The 17,621-nt window shown below is 41.4% G+C and carries 17 protein-coding genes; 12 read left to right on the forward strand and 5 right to left on the reverse strand.

Translation table 11 applies throughout. The annotated features are described in order from the left end of the window. Positions 1-60: 60 nt before the first annotated feature. The gene (gene fadE / locus Xvie_RS03465) at positions 61-2,508 is read left to right on the forward strand and encodes an acyl-CoA dehydrogenase FadE (RefSeq protein ID WP_086107969.1); all 2,448 of its coding nucleotides are present in this window, start codon (positions 61-63) and stop codon (positions 2,506-2,508) included. A 60-nt stretch (positions 2,509-2,568) separates the two neighbouring features. On the opposite strand, the gene lysA is transcribed toward fadE, so the two are convergent. Then, the gene (gene lysA, locus Xvie_RS03470; protein ID WP_086107970.1) at positions 2,569-3,840 is read right to left on the reverse strand and encodes a diaminopimelate decarboxylase; all 1,272 of its coding nucleotides are present in this window, start codon (positions 3,838-3,840) and stop codon (positions 2,569-2,571) included. Between the two features lie 155 nt (positions 3,841-3,995). Here lysA and Xvie_RS03475 point away from each other — a divergent pair, with 155 nt between their 5' ends. Continuing rightward, complete coding sequence (locus tag Xvie_RS03475) at positions 3,996-4,925, forward strand: LysR family transcriptional regulator (protein WP_086107971.1); 930 nt, start codon at positions 3,996-3,998, stop codon at positions 4,923-4,925. Here Xvie_RS03475 and Xvie_RS03480 read toward each other — a convergent pair. Further along, on the reverse strand, positions 4,922-5,836 hold the full coding sequence (locus Xvie_RS03480) for a LysR family transcriptional regulator (RefSeq protein WP_086107972.1): 915 nt from the start codon (positions 5,834-5,836) through the stop codon (positions 4,922-4,924). The genes Xvie_RS03475 and Xvie_RS03480 overlap by 4 nt on opposite strands. Positions 5,837-5,982: 146 nt before the next feature. On the opposite strand from Xvie_RS03480, the gene Xvie_RS03485 reads away from it, so the two are divergent. Further along, on the forward strand, positions 5,983-6,867 hold the full coding sequence (locus Xvie_RS03485) for an MBL fold metallo-hydrolase (protein ID WP_086107973.1): 885 nt from the start codon (positions 5,983-5,985) through the stop codon (positions 6,865-6,867). A gap of 1,036 nt (positions 6,868-7,903) precedes the next feature. Here Xvie_RS03485 and Xvie_RS03490 read toward each other — a convergent pair. Both Xvie_RS03490 and Xvie_RS03495 read right to left on the reverse strand, forming a co-directional pair. Further along, a complete protein-coding gene (locus Xvie_RS03490) occupies positions 7,904-8,719 on the reverse strand; it encodes an MBL fold metallo-hydrolase (RefSeq protein WP_086107974.1) in 816 nt (271 codons plus the stop codon). Between the two features lie 184 nt (positions 8,720-8,903). Beyond that, positions 8,904-9,407 carry a prepilin peptidase gene (locus Xvie_RS03495; protein WP_339373923.1) on the reverse strand — a complete coding sequence of 168 codons (504 nt, stop codon included), beginning with the start codon at positions 9,405-9,407 and terminating at the stop codon, positions 8,904-8,906. Positions 9,408-9,730: 323 nt separating this feature from the next. Here Xvie_RS03495 and rsmE point away from each other — a divergent pair, with 323 nt between their 5' ends. From rsmE to ruvX, 4 genes are all read left to right on the forward strand, one after another. Next, complete coding sequence (gene rsmE / locus Xvie_RS03500) at positions 9,731-10,462, forward strand: 16S rRNA (uracil(1498)-N(3))-methyltransferase (RefSeq protein WP_086107976.1); 732 nt, start codon at positions 9,731-9,733, stop codon at positions 10,460-10,462. 9 nt (positions 10,463-10,471) lie between these two features. After that, positions 10,472-11,422, forward strand: coding sequence for a glutathione synthase (gene gshB / locus Xvie_RS03505; RefSeq protein ID WP_086107977.1), 951 nt, complete (start codon positions 10,472-10,474; stop codon positions 11,420-11,422). Positions 11,423-11,540: 118 nt separating this feature from the next. Next, the gene (locus Xvie_RS03510; protein ID WP_086108075.1) at positions 11,541-12,104 is read left to right on the forward strand and encodes a YqgE/AlgH family protein; all 564 of its coding nucleotides are present in this window, start codon (positions 11,541-11,543) and stop codon (positions 12,102-12,104) included. Beyond that, the gene (gene ruvX / locus Xvie_RS03515; protein ID WP_086107978.1) at positions 12,104-12,526 is read left to right on the forward strand and encodes a Holliday junction resolvase RuvX; all 423 of its coding nucleotides are present in this window, start codon (positions 12,104-12,106) and stop codon (positions 12,524-12,526) included. The genes Xvie_RS03510 and ruvX overlap by 1 nt, the downstream gene beginning before the upstream one ends. A 106-nt stretch (positions 12,527-12,632) precedes the next feature. Here ruvX and Xvie_RS03520 read toward each other — a convergent pair whose 3' ends face one another. Continuing rightward, on the reverse strand, positions 12,633-13,634 hold the full coding sequence (locus tag Xvie_RS03520; protein WP_086107979.1) for a type IV pilus twitching motility protein PilT: 1,002 nt from the start codon (positions 13,632-13,634) through the stop codon (positions 12,633-12,635). 22 nt (positions 13,635-13,656) lie between these two features. Here Xvie_RS03520 and Xvie_RS03525 point away from each other — a divergent pair, with 22 nt between their 5' ends. Genes Xvie_RS03525 through hemW form a run of 5 tightly spaced genes read left to right on the forward strand, consistent with a single transcriptional unit; the run spans position 13,657 to position 17,588 of the window. Continuing rightward, positions 13,657-14,352, forward strand: a complete 696-nt coding sequence (locus Xvie_RS03525) for a YggS family pyridoxal phosphate-dependent enzyme (RefSeq protein ID WP_086107980.1) — start codon at positions 13,657-13,659, stop codon at positions 14,350-14,352. 52 nt (positions 14,353-14,404) lie between these two features. Beyond that, the gene (proC, locus tag Xvie_RS03530; protein ID WP_086107981.1) at positions 14,405-15,226 is read left to right on the forward strand and encodes a pyrroline-5-carboxylate reductase; all 822 of its coding nucleotides are present in this window, start codon (positions 14,405-14,407) and stop codon (positions 15,224-15,226) included. 32 nt (positions 15,227-15,258) lie between these two features. Continuing rightward, entirely contained in the window at positions 15,259-15,822 is a 564-nt protein-coding gene (locus Xvie_RS03535; RefSeq protein WP_086107982.1) for a YggT family protein, read from the forward strand. Between the two features lie 49 nt (positions 15,823-15,871). After that, a complete protein-coding gene (locus Xvie_RS03540; protein ID WP_086108076.1) occupies positions 15,872-16,465 on the forward strand; it encodes an XTP/dITP diphosphatase in 594 nt (197 codons plus the stop codon). After that, on the forward strand, positions 16,458-17,588 hold the full coding sequence (gene hemW, locus Xvie_RS03545; RefSeq protein WP_086107983.1) for a radical SAM family heme chaperone HemW: 1,131 nt from the start codon (positions 16,458-16,460) through the stop codon (positions 17,586-17,588). Before Xvie_RS03540 ends, hemW begins: the two co-directional genes overlap by 8 nt. The last annotated feature ends 33 nt before the right edge of the window (positions 17,589-17,621 follow it).

The raw sequence follows: 17,621 nt of genomic DNA on the forward strand, positions 1-17,621 counted from the left end.
AGGACACCACAACAGGTCAGACCTCTGACAACTCAACCTGAGATTTACAGGAGTTTTACTATGACCGCTCTCAGTATTATTTTATTTTTAGTCTTGATTGGCGGACTTTGTTACCGCAAAGTCAGCCTGGCTCTCAGTAGCCTACTGCTTGTTGCCTATACGCTAATAATGGGCATGACAGGCCTTTGGAGCTACTGGTTGCTGTTACCATTAGCCATTGTCCTATCCCCTCTTGTCTTTACACCAATACGCATCTCTTTATTCTCTGCACCTGGTTTAAAAGCCTTCCGTAAGGTTATGCCAAGCATGTCCACAACAGAAAAAGAAGCCATTGATGCAGGAACAACATGGTGGGAAGGTGACTTGTTCCGTGGTAACCCTGACTGGCAAAAACTGCATAACTATCCAAAACCGCAGTTAACTGCTGAAGAACAAGCATTTATTGATGGTCCGGTTGAAGAAGCCTGCCGCATGGCAAATGATTTCCAAATCACTCATGAATTGGCTGACTTGCCCCCAGAACTTTGGGCTTATCTGAAAGAAAATCGTTTCTTTGCCATGATCATCAAGAAAGAATACGGTGGTCTGGAATTTTCCGCTTACGCCCAATCTCAGGTACTACAAAAACTGGCTGGCGTATCAGGTATTCTGGCAATTACTGTTGGCGTACCTAACTCCTTGGGGCCAGGTGAATTGCTGCAACACTATGGCACTGACGAACAGAAAAAACATTACTTGCCCGGCCTTGCCCGTGGTGAAGAAATACCTTGTTTTGCCTTGACCAGCCCGGAAGCAGGTTCAGATGCCGGCGCTATTCCTGATACAGGTGTTGTCTGTATGGGAGAATGGCAAGGTGAGCAAGTTCTTGGTATGCGCTTGAATTGGAATAAGCGTTACATTACTCTTGCTCCGATCGCTACCGTACTGGGATTGGCATTTAAACTGTATGACCCTGATCATCTGCTGGGTGATACTGAATCACTGGGAATTACCTGTGCTTTGATCCCAACCAATACTCCTGGAGTTGAAATTGGTCACCGCCATTTCCCTCTGAATATTCCATTCCAGAATGGCCCAACCCGTGGTAAAGATATTTTTGTTCCTATCGATTACATCATTGGTGGACCGAAAATGGCAGGTCAGGGCTGGCGTATGCTAGTTGAGTGTCTGTCTGTTGGTCGCGGCATTACCCTGCCATCCAACGCAACAGGGGGACTAAAAAGCGCAGCGATGGCAATCGGTGCTTACTCCCATATCCGCCGTCAGTTCAAACTGCCTATCGGTAAGATGGAAGGTATTGAAGAGCCACTGGCACGCATCGCAGGTAACTCTTACCTGATGGATGCAGCCGCGACGATGATTACCAGTGGTATCATGCTGGGTGAAAAACCTGCGGTTCTGTCCGCTATCGTGAAATACCATTGTACGCATAGAGGGCAGCGTTCCATCATTGATGCAATGGATATTGCTGGTGGTAAAGGCATCTGTCTTGGCCCATCCAACTTCCTTGCCCGCGGCTATCAGGGTGCACCAATTGCTATCACTGTTGAAGGTGCAAATATCCTGACTCGTAGCATGATCATCTTTGGTCAAGGCGCAATCCGCTGCCACCCTTATGTACTGGCTGAAATAGCGGCAGCAGAAAGCAACAATGTGAAAGACTTTGATAAAGCCCTCTTTGGTCACTTAGGCCATGTTGCCAGCAACACCCTACGCAGCCTATGGCTTGGTATTACTAAAGGCAGAACCAGCCGTTCACCAGTTAATGACGCTACTCGCCGTTACTATCAACAGCTCAATCGCTTAAGTTCCAACCTTGCTCTGCTCTCTGATGTTTCAATGGGAGTCTTGGGTGGAAGCCTGAAACGCCGTGAACGCATTTCAGCTCGTCTGGGAGATATCCTGAGTCAAGTCTTTCTGGCTTCTGCTACTTTGAAACGCTATGAAGATGAAGGACGCCAGAAAGAAGATTTACCGTTGATACAATGGGCAGTAGAAGATAGCCTGAATCAGGCTGAACAAGCCATGAATGATTTGCTGCGCAATTTCCCTAACCGTTTGGTCGCAGGTCTAATGCGTGTGATTGTCTTCCCATTAGGGCGTATACATACCGCACCATCCGATAAATTGGATCATAAACTGGCTCAGCTATTACAAATCCCTTCCGCAACCCGTAGCCGGATTGGACGTGGACAATACCTGACACCTAGTGAACACAACCCTCACGGGTTACTGGAAGAAGCATTACACGATATTATCGCAGCAGAGCCAATCCATGCTCGCTTGAGCCGTGAAGCTGGCAAAAACCTGAGCTTCACTCGTTTGGATAAACTAGCTGAACAAGCATTGGCAGAGCATAAAATCACACAGGAAGAAGCAGATATCCTGAAACGTGCGGAAAACAGTCGACTACGTTCAATCAATGTCGATGAATTTGAGCCGGATGCATTTGCCGTACCAAATTCTGCAAAAAAGCCTGAAAGTCAGCATCAAAATAAAGCTGCCTGATGCTGACCAGAAAAGTTGATTAAACCTAAATACGGGACATAAAATGCCCCGTATTTTATTTTAAATGACTTCCAGCGATAACAACTCTTCAATTGTTTGGCGACGCCGAATCAAACGACTTTCTTCCCCAATAAACAAAACTTCAGGGATCAAAGGGCGACTATTATAATTCGAAGACATGGATGCACCATAAGCACCAGTATTGTGAAAAATCAGGTAGTCCCCGACTCGAACGCGAGGTAATAGACGCGGTACAATATCTCCCCCTGCCAACTGAGTGAAAACATCACCGGATTCACATAACGGCCCTGCGACTATAGTTTCTAGTTTTTTACTATTTTCAATACATTCATTACCATTTATTGGTAACACAGAAATATGGTGATAACTGCCGTACATCGTCGGACGCATTAAATCATTGAAACCAGCATCTACCAGCACGTAATGCCGACTGCCCATAGACTTGACCGCCCGTACTTCCGCCATCAAGATACCTGACTCAGCAACCAGAAAACGGCCGGGTTCAATTTCCAGCTCAACATGATGCCCCAAATGCTGTTCAATACGTTGGCGAGCCTCATGCCACAAACTGTAATAATGTTCAGTATCTACTGATTCTTCACCGATTTTATAGGGAATTGATAAGCCACCACCTGCTGAAATGGCCTGAATATCCTCTCCGCACAGAATAATCTGTTCCACCATGGCATTACATACATTGGAGAGATGTTGGTAATCTACACCTGAACCAATGTGCATATGCAGCCCCACTAATGTCAGACCATATTGATGAATTTTTTCAATTGCCAGAGGGAGCTCCTGAAACCAGATCCCATGTTTACTATTTTCGCCGCCAGTATTAGTTTTTTGGCTATGCCCATGCCCGAATCCGGGATTTATACGTAACCAAATCGGATGCCCAGACCGACGTTCACCAATTTGTTCCAGCATATCAATAGAACCGGAATTGACCGGAATATCCAGCTCAATAACACGCGACAATGTCGCCTCATCAATCACATCCGCAGTGAATACAATTTCTGATTTATCGCACCCGGATTTAAAACCTGCATGAAGTGCCCGCTCGATTTCACCCAATGACACCGCATCAACTTTCACGCCCTGCTCTCTCATCAAGCGTAAAATATGGGTATTTGAACACGCTTTCTGGGCGAACCGAATCACATCAAACTGTTTTAATTTTTTGATTTGTTTGATGATGCTGTCACCATCATAAAGCCACAGTGGTGTTCCATATTGAATAGATAACCGAAGCAAATTTTCAGGGGTAAAATGTTCCCCCAAACCATGAGTAAAAGTCGATATAGTCATTGAAGCGTCTCATAAAATCAGCAGATTCTTCATTATTGACAATAACAAAGCAGGAATAAAAATATCTATTTGGCTATAGTCTATTCGCTTGTGATATCGTTATGTCTATTTTTTCTTCGTTTGAAGAAGAGCTTAGTCATTAAAGAGACCAATATATGCATCCCTGCTCATGGCGACACATTGAAATCTTTCATGCTGTAATGACCACTAAAAACCTGACTGATGCAGCATTATTACTGAAAACTTCCCAACCAACGGTTAGCCGTGAACTCGCACGCCTTGAACAATTACTAAAATTTAAATTGTTTGATCGAATCAAAGGACGTCTGTTTCCCACTGCGCAAGGATTGCGATTATTTGAGGAAGTGCAACGCTCTTATTATGGACTGGAAAGAATAATCAACGCAGCTGACAGTATCCGACAATTTGAACAGGCACAATTGTCCATTGCCTGTTTGCCAATGTTCTCCCAATCTTTAATACCAAAAGCCTGCCGTAGTTTTATCGAATACTATCCAGAAGCCAAACTGACTATTATTCCGCAAGAATCTCCTTTGTTGGAAGAGTGGCTTTCAGCACAGCGCCACGATATCGGCTTAACCGAACATTTACAGACCCCAGCAGGTACTGAACGAGAAACGTTGATCACCTTAAATGAAGTTTGCGTCTTACCTACCAATCACCCTCTCAGTCAAAAATCACAACTGACACCAGCAGATTTTCACAATCAAAAATTTATCAGCCTATCGATCACAGATAGTTACAGACAGCTCATTGATACAATCTTTACTGAACATCAGGTTAATCGCAAAATGGTGATTGAAACTCACAGCGCAGCCTCAATTTGCACCATGATTAACGAAGGAATCGGGGTTTCTATCGTAAACCCGCTAACTGCATTGGATTATTTGGATATTAATTCAGATATTTGTATTCGGGCATTCAGCATCGATATTCCATTTACAGTAAGTTTAATCAAGCCCATACACCGACCCTCCTCAGAACCAGTTGAAGCTTTCATTACTCATTTAAAACAGCAGGCTGCGCTATTACCCGAAAAATTGGCATCAGCGTTTCAATATTAGGGCTTAGACATTAATTGCTGCCAATAGGTCGATTCAGCAAACCAACCCGCCAAAAAATCTAAAAGTGCCCGTAAAGTAGATGGCATATTCTGGCGGCTAGCATAAATACCATAGATTCCCATAGCCTGAGGTTGATAATCAGGTAACAACTCAACTAATTGTCCTGACATCAAATAAGAAGAAACAGAATAGTAAGGCTGCATTGCAACCCCCGCCCCCAGCAAAGCAGCTTCCATCAATACGGTCGACTCATTGGCACTTAACGTACCGCTGACCGGGACTGAATAGTATTCATTCTGTTTTTCAAATACCCATAAACTTTTGCCAAAAAAGTTATAGGTCAGGCAGTTATGTGATGTTAAATCCGCAGGGTTTTGGGGAATAGATTTTCCCGCTAAATAAGACGGTGCAGCACAAACAATAGAATGGCAAGTCGATAATGGACGAGCGATCAGATTTGGTTCCAGATTATTAGTAATACGGATCGCCAAATCAATGCGTTCTTCTACCAAATTGACAACTTTATTATTCATCTGCAAATTGACAGCAATCTGTGGATACATCCGCATAAACTCAGGAATAGCAACCGCCAGCGCACTAATACCCAACGATTGGGAACAACTCACACGTAACAATCCTTTTAAGGTTTGCGCTTCCAAAGATTGCTGCACAGGCATCCCTTCTGCCAGTTCCATTAACTTAAGGCTGCGTTGATAAGTATTTTCACCCGCTGAAGTTAGGCCAATTTTACGTGTTGTACGATGCAATAAGCGAACTCCCGCCCACTTTTCCATCTCAGCCAAATATCTCGATACCATCGCCCGCGACATATCCAACCGATCTGCTGCCGCGATTAGACTGCCCTGTTCAACAATCGTAACAAACACTTGTGCTGCTGTGATCCTATCCATTTCGGCCAACCTATCTATTTTCTTCGCCCTAATTAGTTCGATTTATGCAACAAATAATTGCTGATTTTGGGGTTTTTAAATCGAAATATGCAACTTATTATACATACCATTACAGCACACAAGCACGTTGATATAGGAATTCGATTATGGCTCGCAAAACAACATTAAATATCGCTTTGGCGGCGACCCTTTCTTTGGGAATGGCATCACTGGCTCAAGCAGCTGATCTCAAATTAGATATTTATAACCCTGGTGAAAAAGGTATCTTCCCCGTTTCTTCTGAAATTATCAGTGGTGATCATGAAGTTGTTCTGATCGATTCTCAATTTAAGAAAAATGATGCACAAGAACTGGTAAAAATGATCCAGCAAACAGGTAAAAAACTGACAACGATCTACATCAGTCAATCCGATCCTGATTTTTACTTTGGCCTTGATGTGATCACCGAAGCTTTCCCCGACGCCAAAGTCATCGCATCACCAGAGACTATCAAAGCAATCAATGAAACCAAAGACGGTAAACTGGCTTATTGGGGTGGCATTCTTGCAGATCAGGCACCAAAAAAGATCGTCGTGCCCGAGCCATTGAAAGGAAATTCCTTTACTGTTGATGGTGAAAAACTAATTGTTGAAGGTTTAAATGGCCCAGCCGCAGATCGCACTTTTGTCTGGATCCCTAAACTGAAAGCAGTTGTCGGTGGTGTCACTGTTTCTGACAATATCCATGTATGGATTGCAGACACCCAGACCAAAGAATCACGTAAACACTGGGAACAAACATTGGATCGCATCAAAAGCCTGAAACCTGAAACAGTTGTTCCGGGCCACTATTTGGGGAATGCATCAATGACGTTAGATTCCGTGACTTTTACACAAAATTATCTGACTACATTGGAAAAAGAATTACCGAAAGCAAAAGACTCCGATGCTTTGATTTCAGCCATGAAAAAACACTATCCAAACCTTGCTGACGAATCCAGCCTTGAGCTAAGTGCCAAAGTATTAAAAGGCGAAATGAAGTGGCCTCAATAAGTTAAAAATATCACGGGCGTTGCAGATAGTAACGCCCATATAAACCACACCAATTATATAGAAAAATAATTAGTATCCCTTCAGATATCAATAAGATTAAAAAAGAATAATATTAACAATCATTTATATATAATTTATCATACTTAATTTTACTATTCTAAAAAATAGTAACAACACCATAATATATTTTACAATGATTTGTTTTTATCATGAAAGTATCTTTTTAATAAATACAACAACCAGATATTGATATCATAATTATCAAATTTCAACTCTTTCCTTAATAAAACTTACCCTTTCAATTTTAAATACCTTAATACCCTGAAGTAAAAATAAAACCCCATATCAAATACTGATAATATTTGTATAAATACCTACTCTAATAATTTACATTTAACCTCATTCAAAATTCAGTAAAACAATAAATTTTTCGATGTAAAAAACCTATAAAATAAACATAATGTTTCCTTAACTGATGTGATATTTAGCTTATTTTTAATATTTGAAATAATGAATAAACTGAGGTTGTGATCAATAGTCCATAACTTAACAAATCAGCTTGAATAAAAATCCCTCTTTTCTTAAATTTGATGTCGGCGGAGAGAAAAGCCAGCAGCCTAAGTTAATTAGATGCTTCCAACATCTAAAATATGTAGGGCAAGTAGCTTAAAGCCAACTAGATGCTTTTAACATCTAGCGTATACAGAATAGCGACCTAAACCAACTAGATGCTTCCAACGTCTAGCGTATACAGGATAAGCAGCCTAAGCTAACTAGATGCTTCTAACATCTAGCATATGCAAAAGCGGCCTAAGCCAACTAGATGCTTTCAACATCTAGCATGTGCAGAATGTGTATATAGGTTCGCTCCCTGTTCTCTCCGCCACTTTTTATTTCCCACTGTTTACTCCCCATTATTTATAGTTAATATCAATATAATAAATGATAGAATACAGTTCAAAAATCTATAATTATACCTCATTAAAATAGTTATCCACCCTTAATATCAACTTACTTATTTCACCATTAAATACTATCAATCAAGCTCAATAGATTGCCCGGTAGACAGTTTTTTTGAGTTTGACAACCATAATCTTCCCCATGCCCCACTACAATGGCACGCATAAACATGCTGTATATTTTCTTTTTTGATGTAGTTCCTAATCGTCCATAATTTAAATGGCGAAGCATAACGTAAATGCAGACCACCAATAATTGCGTATACTTTTTTTATTCCAGTAATTCTTTTGGAATATTCGATGATATCGATTACACCTGGATGCCCACATCCAATGAAAATAATGAGACCTCTTGTTGCTCTATAAATTAAAACCCCTTCATCTTTGACAAAATCTGGTGAAAAATTTTCATCTTTATTTTTATTTCTTATGACACCATATTGCTTATTTTTGTCTCTTTTTATCTCTCCTGAATATAAAAATTCATCATTAATATAAACTTCTTCCTTAGAAAAAAAAGTATCAAATATTTCGTACTTGACTTTTCTGGATAATTTCTTGAATGTCAATTCAATACTCTTCGTAATTATCCATCCATAATATCTTTCATTTTTAACCTCAGGATGACAAATCAATTTAGCATCAGTAGAGAAAAAAGGTAAACCACCACAATGATCAAAGTGCCCATGTGATATCACTACTGTTGAAACTGAAGATAAGTCTATATTTAATTTCTTAGAGTTATAAATAAAACTCTCATCCGGCCCTGTGTCAAAAATAATTTTCGTTTTTGGGGTCTCAATAAGTAAACTCAATCCAGATTTAGCTACCAGAACTCCTTTGTAAGGTGGAAAAACTTGATTTTCCAATAAGGCTGTTATCTTTAATGTCATGATAGAATTCATCCCTTCTACTAAGGTAGTAAGAGAATGAACTTTTTACAAAAAATATGCAAGCCATCAACGATAAACAATAACGATGTTTCCATTCACCTCTCAAATTGTTGCATAGTTATCTATCTGGCCATAGATAACCTATTAAATATAAAATTTACTCAGAAAAAAGCCCAATATCATGTTATAAAACACTATTGTCTAAAATACTATAGCCAAGAATACTGTATCCAAAAATACTACAACCAACCAATACTATTGCGGAAAAACATAAATAAGGACCAAATGCAATAAATTCAGGGAAAGATTTTCTTTTTATTCCAATCATTATAAATCCAAATAGTCCGGATAATGAAGCCATCAACATCAATATTGGTATTATTTCCACACCCAACCATGCACCGATTGCTGCGGTTAATTTAAGATCACCATGACCTATTCCTTCTTTATTTAAAGCATATCGACATAACCAATATAAAAACCACAAAAAAAGATACCCTGATATGGCGCCGTATATGGAACTTTTTATCGAAACCAAATTACCATCAACGTTAAACAAAATCCCAAGCCATAATAGAGGAAGCGTGATAACATCTGGCAAGCAATATGTTTTTATATCGATGACAGTCAATAACAATAAAACACTACAGAAAAAAATAATTATTATATAATGTATGTTAATTAAGATAGAATCACATCCTTTTCATCATCTGTAAAAAATTAAAATCCCTTTATAAATAACATCCTTGTTATTGTCTTCTTTCCCTATTTCCTGACATCAATCAGGACAAGATGGATAATAATTTTTTATTCCGGCTATTGGCAATAAAATTTTAACTAAAAAAGCAATTACAGAATAAATATGCGAGCCAGCTCGCAAGGAGATGTCTTGTATTCTTTAAGCTAAGAGATAACTTGATCACGCAAACAACGCTCATTTATCATGGCCATGAATTAACTTTGTAATGTGGCTGTTTGCGCCATGCCGGAAAAAAGAAGGAAAGAAGAAATATGCGAATTCCACGCATCTATCATCCTGAACTGCTCTCAACAGGAACTGAAATTTATTTGAGTGATGATGCAGCCAATCACGTTGGTCGCGTACTTAGAATGAATAACGGGCAAGCATTGCAACTCTTTGATGGCAGTAATCAGGTTTTTGATGCAGAACTCACTGAAACCAGTAAAAAAACGGTCAAAGTGTCTATCCTTAATGGCAAATTAGCTGATCATGAATCACCACTGAACCTGCATCTGGGGCAAGTTATGTCCCGTGGCGAAAAAATGGAATTTACTATCCAAAAATCTGTTGAACTAGGCGTCAATACAATTACTCCATTATTGTCTGAACGTTGTGGTGTAAAGCTGGATGCAGAAAGATTAGAAAAAAAATTACAACAATGGAAAAAAATTGCCATTTCTGCCTGTGAACAATGCGGACGTAACCGAATTCCTGAGATTCGACCCGCTATGCCACTTGAAGCATGGTGCGCGGAAAATGATGGAAGTCTAAAATTGAATCTGCATCCCCGTGCCTGCCACAGTATCAATACCCTCCCGCTTCCCGTGGAAAAAGTACGTCTGCTGATTGGACCTGAAGGAGGATTGTCTGCCGAAGAAATAGAAATGACCGCAAAATATCAATTTACTGATATCCTGTTAGGGCCTCGTATCCTGAGGACAGAAACTACTGCACTCACCGCAATTACTGCATTACAAGTGCGTTTCGGTGATCTGGGTTAAGGAGAAAAAATGATCAAACTCGGTATAGTGATGGATCCTATTTCATCCATCAAAATCAAAAAAGACACTAGTTTTGCCATGCTGCTGGAAGCACAAAAGCGCGGGTGGGAAATTCATTACATGGAAATGAATGATCTTTACCTGCATCAAGGAGAGGCTCGTGCCCGTTCTCGTTTACTCACAGTAGAAGAAAATCCACAGCAATGGTATCAATTTGGCAGTGAACAAGAAATCGCCCTCGATACTTTGCAAGTTATTTTAATGCGCAAAGATCCACCTTTTGATACTGAGTACATTTATGCGACCTACATTCTGGAAAGAGCAGAAGCCAAAGGTAGCCTAATCGTTAATAAGCCCCAAAGCCTGCGCGACTGTAACGAAAAATTGTTTACAGCTTGGTTCCCTGAATGGACACCCGATACGCTGGTCACCCGCAATGCTAAAAACTTACGCGAGTTCCATCAAAAACATGGCGATGTCATTTTTAAACCATTGGATGGTATGGGAGGCGCTTCCATCTTCCGTCTGAAGCAAGATGACGCCAATGTAGGAGTTATCATTGAAACTCTGACTGAGCACGGCAGCCGTTATTGTATGGCGCAGAATTTTCTGCCTGCCATTAAAGATGGAGATAAACGCGTACTGGTTGTTGATGGAGAACCTGTGCCTTATTGTCTTGCCCGTATCCCGGCTCAGGGAGAAACCCGTGGTAATCTTGCTGCCGGTGGACGCGGAGAAGCTCGCCCATTGTCAGAAAGTGATTGGAAAATTGCCCGCGCAGTTGCGCCTGTACTAAAAGAAAAAGGATTAATCTTTGTTGGGTTGGATATCATTGGTGACCGTTTAACTGAGATCAACGTTACCAGCCCAACCTGTGTACGTGAAATAGAAACAGCATTCCCAGAAATTTCCATTACTGGAATGTTGATGAACGCTATCGAAAAACGATTGGAAAAATAGATAGCATAACAGGCTAAACAACATTCGTTTCTTGGCAACATTTGCCATTTATAATAAGAGCCCACATACTGGTGGGCCAAATCATTCTTACATTGCCAAAATAATTATCAGAAACCACATGAATCTACAGCATCATTTTCTTATTGCCATGCCTTCGCTCTCTGATCCTTATTTCAATCGTTCTGTAGTTTATATCTGCGAACATGATCAAAATGGGGCAATGGGATTAATCATAAATAAGCCAATAGCTCAAGTTTCTATCCAAAGTATCTTGCAAAAGTTAGATATCGCCCCGGAAGATAGAGACGATACCATAAATCTTGATCGACCAGTGATGGCCGGTGGCCCACTGTCTGAAGAGCACGGCTTTATTTTGCATACGCCACTATCAGGTTTCAGCTCCAGCATCCTGATTTCTGATCACACTATGATCACAACGTCCAAAGATGTGCTGGAAGCATTGGGAACACCACGCCAACCGAAAAATATTTTAATGACTCTCGGGTATTCAAGTTGGGAAACAGGTCAGTTGGAAAAAGAAATTATGGAAAACAGTTGGCTCACTGTCGGTGCTGAACCTTCGATTATTTTCGATATCCCTATCGTTGACCGCTGGCGTGAAGCCGCTTCTTTACTGGGAGTTAGTATTCACAATCTTGCATCACAAGCAGGACATGCCTGATGAAAAATCGCACAATTATTGCTTTTGATTTTGGAACCCACAGTATTGGGGCTGCCATCGGGCAAGAAATTACGGGTACAGCCAGAGCATTGTCTTCTTTTAAAGCAAATGAAGGTTCTCCCAATTGGGAACTCATTGAAAAACTACTCAAAGAGTGGCAACCCGATCTGGTTATTGTCGGTCTACCACTTAATATGGATGGCACAGAACAACCTGTCACTGCGCAGGCCCGTAAATTCGCCAATCGCATACATGGACGTTTCGGAGTTCAAGTGGAGCTACACGATGAACGATTGACCACCGTGGAAGCACGCTCTCACTTGTTTGATCACGGTGGCTATAAAGCTCTGAATAAAGGTAAGGTTGATTCCGCTTCTGCTGTTATTATTCTGGAAAGCTGGTTTGAGCAGCAATATAGCTAACAACCGTACAGTAATAGCCATACTCATCATTAGGCATGGCTGTTACCACAAGCTGTTCATCTTAAAACAATTGCCAGAGACCTTTACCCTCTACTTTTTACTTTTTTTACACTGCCAACAATCCCAAAGACTCGCGCTGTTGTCGGCTTTGTTCATAAGTTTGCATACCGCAAGCAGCACCAGTCTGCATCAATGATGCTATTTGATGATTTTTACCTTCTCGTATCAAATGGCTAACCGCTTGATTGATGACCAGAACTTCATGAATAGCTACCCTACCGCCGTCTTTGGCCGGAAGTAGTTGCTGAGAAATAACCGCCTTTAAACTTCCGGCCAATTGGCTGCGAATCCAACCTTTTTCTTCTGCGGAAAAAACATCAACTAAGCGATCTATCGCTTGAATGGCACCACGGGTATGCAGCGTCGACAAAACCAAGTGCCCTGTTTCGGCCGCAGTCAGCGCTAGCCGAATCGTCTCTTTATCTCGTAATTCTCCCAATAGAATCACATCAGGATCTTGTCGCAGCGCCCCTTTCAGCGCCGTTTGATAATCTGTGGCATCCTTACCAATCTGTCTTTGCTGTATCAAACAATTCCGACTTTGGTGAACAAATTCTATTGGGTCTTCCAGTGTGATGATATGTTTACAAGCCTGACTATTTAAAGCATTAATCATGGCTGACAGCGTAGTGGATTTTCCGCTTCCTGTCGCTCCGGTCACTAATATCAACCCACTCACCTCCTGTAAACTAAGGTGCTGGATAATGTCAGGCACATATAATTGTTCCAATGTCGGACACTTATCTGCAATCAATCGCAATACCAACGATAAATGAGATTGTTGATAGAATAGATTTCCCCTGAGTCGCTGTTTATCTGGCATTACTACCACAAAGTCGACATGACCGTGCTTCTGTAACTGCTGTTTCTGCATCTCCGATAATGTTTTCTCACCCCATGCCATAAGGGTATGGGATTGAATTTCTTCCAATTGTTTCTGTGGATATAACATACCATTGATGCGCAGAACTGGAACTTGCCCGACACAAAGATGCAGATCGGAAGCATTATGCTTTACACTAAGGGACACCAATTTTTCCATATTCATTTTTTTATCTCCTGAGTCAATTATGAACAATATCGAACAAAATCTTCAGGATGTCAGGAACTGCATTACTCTTGCAGTTCAAAAATGCGGGCGTTCTCCAGAAGAAATTACCTTGCTTGCAGTTAGTAAAACCAAACCTGCGGATGCCATCGCAGAAGCTATAGCCAATGGTCAGCGGGAATTTGGCGAGAATTACGTTCAGGAAGGGGTTGAAAAGATTCAGTTCTTTAATCATCGGGACGATTTAGTATGGCATTTTATTGGCCCATTACAATCCAATAAAAGTCGTCTGGTTGCAGAAAATTTTGATTGGTGTCATACCGTCGATAGATTGAAAATCGCCCAGCGGTTAAGCGAACAACGGCCTGAAAACATACGGCCTCTCAATATTCTGATCCAAATTAATATCAGTGGAGAAGAGAGCAAATCAGGTATTTTATTGGAAGATTTAATGGAACTAGCCGCAACTATTAATGGATTACCTAACCTGATCTTACGCGGATTGATGGCAATACCTGCGCCAGAAAACAATGTTGAACGCCAGATAACCATTTTTCGCCAAATGGAACAAGCATTTATCGAACTGAAAAGGCAATATTCCCAAGTTGACACACTATCAATGGGTATGACGGATGATATGGAAGCCGCCATTACTTGTGGCTCTACACTGGTTAGGATTGGAACAGCAATATTCGGTGCTCGTCAGTATAGTTCTTAACGTAACCAACTGATCTAACCTCTAAAACTAACTAATGATGCGAGATTATTTAATGGGAAATCGTAAAATCACCTTTATTGGCGCCGGAAATATGGCTCATGCCATCATTGCCGGATTAGTCAGAAAAGGCTACCCTGCTGAACTCATCACTGTCTGTTCTCCAAATACAACCCGCCGTGATGTGCTGGCAAAAGAATATGGCATTAACAGTCAAAGTGATAATATTCATTACGCTCAAGAAGCTGATGTCATTGTTCTAGCAGTTAAACCACAGATGATGGCGGAAGTTTGTGAGTCATTGCACTCACATGTCAATTTCAGTCAAAAACTCGTTCTTTCTATTGCAGCAGGTATTCCAATTTCCCGGTTTTATATGCTTTTGCAGGATAACCTCAATATTATCCGCATTATGCCAAATACTCCTTCTCTTGTCGGGCAAGGGATTAGCGGATTGTTTGCGCCAGAACATATTGAGCAATCTGATCGTGAATTTGCTGCTTCATTAATGAGCAGTGTCGGGAAAGTTTGCTGGGTAAACGATGAAGGCGGTATCAACAATATTATCGCCGTCGCAGGCAGTGCCCCTGCTTATTTTTTCCTGTTCATGGAATCAATGCAGCAAGAAGCGGAACGTCTGGGATTTGACAGCGAAACAGCCAGAGAACTTGTTCTGCAAGCAGTCACGGGTTCAGCTAGACTTGCTGAGACGCAAAAAGATCTTCCTTTTGCTATTCTGCGTGAGCAGGTAACATCTAAAGGCGGTACAACGGCTGAAGCACTGCGCATTTTTTATGAAGGTAAGCTGCCTGAAATTGTGTCCAGTGCCATGCAAGCCGCTATCCGCCGGGCTCAGGAAATGGAAAAATTATTTTAATTCAATTGGTTTAATTCAATCAGGGCTGCTACATGCAATCTTTAAACTTCATCTTTTCTACAGTTCTAGATTTATATATTGCCGTTTTATTGCTGCGCGTCTGGATGCAGTGGGCACGTTGTGATTTCTATAATCCATTTGCACAATTTATCGTTAAAATTACCCAACCTGTGGTGCGCCCATTGCGCAGGGTCATTCCTGCCATTGGTCCCATTGATACAGCGTCTGTAGTTCTCACCTACCCGCTTATTCTTCTCAAGATCTTGTTGTCTATATGGCTTACCGTAGGACAATTTCTAATACCTTCTGGTGTTATATTCTTGTTTGGGGTGATTGAATTACTGGCTGCTGCCGGAAAACTTGTATTCTGGTTAGTCATCGCCCGTGCGTTATTGAGCTGGGTTAGTCAAGGGCGCAATCCAGTCGACTATGTCCTGCTGCAATTGACCGAACCATTAATGGCTCCTATCCGCCGTATTATTCCTTCTATGGGTGGCCTTGATTTCTCTGCCATGATTGTCATTCTTATTCTCTACGCATTGAATGCCCTGCGTTCCGATGTGACGAAATGGTTGATGTCAATATTTGCAAGTTAATTAGATAAAATAGATCAATTGGATACATAGGTTAATTAAATAAATGGCAATGCAAAAAGTTGTTCTCGCCACGGGAAATGCTGGCAAAGTTCGTGAACTGGCTGATTTATTAGCTGACTTTGGCTTAGATATCGTAGCTCAAACCGACTTAGGCGTTGATTCAGCCGATGAAACGGGCCTCACTTTCATCGAAAACGCAATCATCAAAGCTCGCCATGCCGCAGCAGTTACAGGTTTACCTGCAATTGCAGACGATTCAGGATTATCTGTTGACGCACTGGGCGGTACACCCGGCATTTATTCCGCTCGCTATGCAGGTAATGATGCTTCTGATCAGGAGAATCTGGAAAAATTATTAGAAGCCATGCGCGATATTCCTGATGAACAGCGTCAAGCCCAATTCAACTGTGTACTGGTCTTCTTACGCCATGCTGAAGATCCTACTCCTTTGGTATTTCACGGTCGCTGGTCAGGCTTTATTACCCGTGAACCTGCCGGAAAAGGTGGTTTTGGTTATGATCCCATTTTTTATGCTCCAGAATTTAACTGCACAGCAGCCGAATTAACTCGTGAGCAGAAAAATGCCGTTTCACACCGAGGGAAAGCATTAGCAATGTTGTTGGAAGCTATGCGCAATGCTTAAGTTGCCACCTCTGAGTCTTTATATTCATATTCCGTGGTGCGTGCAAAAGTGCCCTTATTGTGATTTCAATTCACATGCCTTAAAAGGGGACGTGCCGCACCAAGAATATGTTGATCATCTATTGGCTGATTTGCATGCTGATCTGCCAATGGTTGGTGATCGTGAGGTATCAACGATTTTTATTGGTGGAGGAACCCCAAGCCTGTTAAGTGCCGAAGGTATGCAGCGATTGCTTGATGGTGTCAGAGATTCACTGCCACTCTCTCCGCAAGCAGAGATTACAATGGAAGCCAATCCGGGAACCGTTGAAGCCGATCGTTTTAGCGCCTATCAACAAGCGGGCATCAATCGAATTTCCATTGGCGTACAAAGTTTTGGTTCAGATAAACTTATCCGTTTAGGGCGCATCCACGGCCCAGAAGAGGCCAAACGAGCAGCAAAATTAGCTGACGGACTTGGGCTACGCAGCTTCAATCTGGATTTGATGCATGGTTTGCCCAACCAGACACTCAATGAAGCATTGAATGATTTGCGTCAGGCCATTGAGCTATCTCCGCCACACTTGTCTTGGTATCAACTGACGATTGAACCTAATACCAGTTTCGGCTCTCGCCCTCCGGTTTTACCGGATGATGACGCATTGTGGGATATTTTTTCCCAAGGTCATCAATTGCTGACAGAAGCAGGTTATCAACAATATGAAACGTCAGCATATGCCAAACCGGGTTATCAATGTCAGCATAATCTCAATTACTGGCGGTTCGGTGATTATTTGGGAATTGGTTGTGGCGCACATGGAAAAATCTCGTTTGAAGACGGCCGTATCCTTCGTACCGTAAAAACCAAGCATCCACGCGGTTATATGCAGGGGCGTTATTTGGATCAACAAAATCAAGTGGATAATGAAGATCGTCCATTTGAATTTTTCATGAACCGTTTTCGCTTGCTGGAATCAATGCCACGTCAGGATTTTAGTGATTTCACCGGGTTACCGGAAAGTGCCATTCGTCCACAAATTGATGAAGCGCTGGCTAAAGGCTATATTGCTGAAAGCGAAACACATTGGCAAATTACTAAACACGGAAAACTGTTCCTGAATTCCTTACTGGAACTGTTTCTTTAAAGAAAGAAATTAATAAAAGAAACTGCACCTTTT

Origin of the sequence: Xenorhabdus vietnamensis (genome assembly GCF_002127535.1) — a bacterium.
In the GTDB taxonomy this organism is placed as follows: Bacteria; Pseudomonadota; Gammaproteobacteria; order Enterobacterales; family Enterobacteriaceae; genus Xenorhabdus; species Xenorhabdus vietnamensis.

Excerpts from the sequence above, each read along its gene's own strand:
- fadE (WP_086107969.1), top strand. The coding sequence starts at position 61 with ATGACCGCTCTCAGTATTATTTTATTTTTAGTCTTGATTGGCGGACTT.
- gshB (WP_086107977.1), top strand. The coding sequence starts at position 10,472 with ATGATCAAACTCGGTATAGTGATGGATCCTATTTCATCCATCAAAATC.
- Xvie_RS03490 (WP_086107974.1), bottom strand. The coding sequence starts at position 8,719 with ATGACATTAAAGATAACAGCCTTATTGGAAAATCAAGTTTTTCCACCT.
- Xvie_RS03535 (WP_086107982.1), top strand. The coding sequence starts at position 15,259 with ATGCAATCTTTAAACTTCATCTTTTCTACAGTTCTAGATTTATATATT.
- Xvie_RS03525 (WP_086107980.1), top strand. The coding sequence starts at position 13,657 with ATGAACAATATCGAACAAAATCTTCAGGATGTCAGGAACTGCATTACT.
- lysA (WP_086107970.1), bottom strand. The coding sequence starts at position 3,840 with ATGACTATATCGACTTTTACTCATGGTTTGGGGGAACATTTTACCCCT.
- hemW (WP_086107983.1), top strand. The coding sequence starts at position 16,458 with ATGCTTAAGTTGCCACCTCTGAGTCTTTATATTCATATTCCGTGGTGC.
- ruvX (WP_086107978.1), top strand. The coding sequence starts at position 12,104 with ATGAAAAATCGCACAATTATTGCTTTTGATTTTGGAACCCACAGTATT.
- Xvie_RS03485 (WP_086107973.1), top strand. The coding sequence starts at position 5,983 with ATGGCTCGCAAAACAACATTAAATATCGCTTTGGCGGCGACCCTTTCT.
- Xvie_RS03480 (WP_086107972.1), bottom strand. The coding sequence starts at position 5,836 with ATGGATAGGATCACAGCAGCACAAGTGTTTGTTACGATTGTTGAACAG.
- Xvie_RS03520 (WP_086107979.1), bottom strand. The coding sequence starts at position 13,634 with ATGAATATGGAAAAATTGGTGTCCCTTAGTGTAAAGCATAATGCTTCC.
- proC (WP_086107981.1), top strand. The coding sequence starts at position 14,405 with ATGGGAAATCGTAAAATCACCTTTATTGGCGCCGGAAATATGGCTCAT.
- Xvie_RS03540 (WP_086108076.1), top strand. The coding sequence starts at position 15,872 with ATGCAAAAAGTTGTTCTCGCCACGGGAAATGCTGGCAAAGTTCGTGAA.
- rsmE (WP_086107976.1), top strand. The coding sequence starts at position 9,731 with ATGCGAATTCCACGCATCTATCATCCTGAACTGCTCTCAACAGGAACT.
- Xvie_RS03475 (WP_086107971.1), top strand. The coding sequence starts at position 3,996 with ATGCATCCCTGCTCATGGCGACACATTGAAATCTTTCATGCTGTAATG.
- Xvie_RS03510 (WP_086108075.1), top strand. The coding sequence starts at position 11,541 with ATGAATCTACAGCATCATTTTCTTATTGCCATGCCTTCGCTCTCTGAT.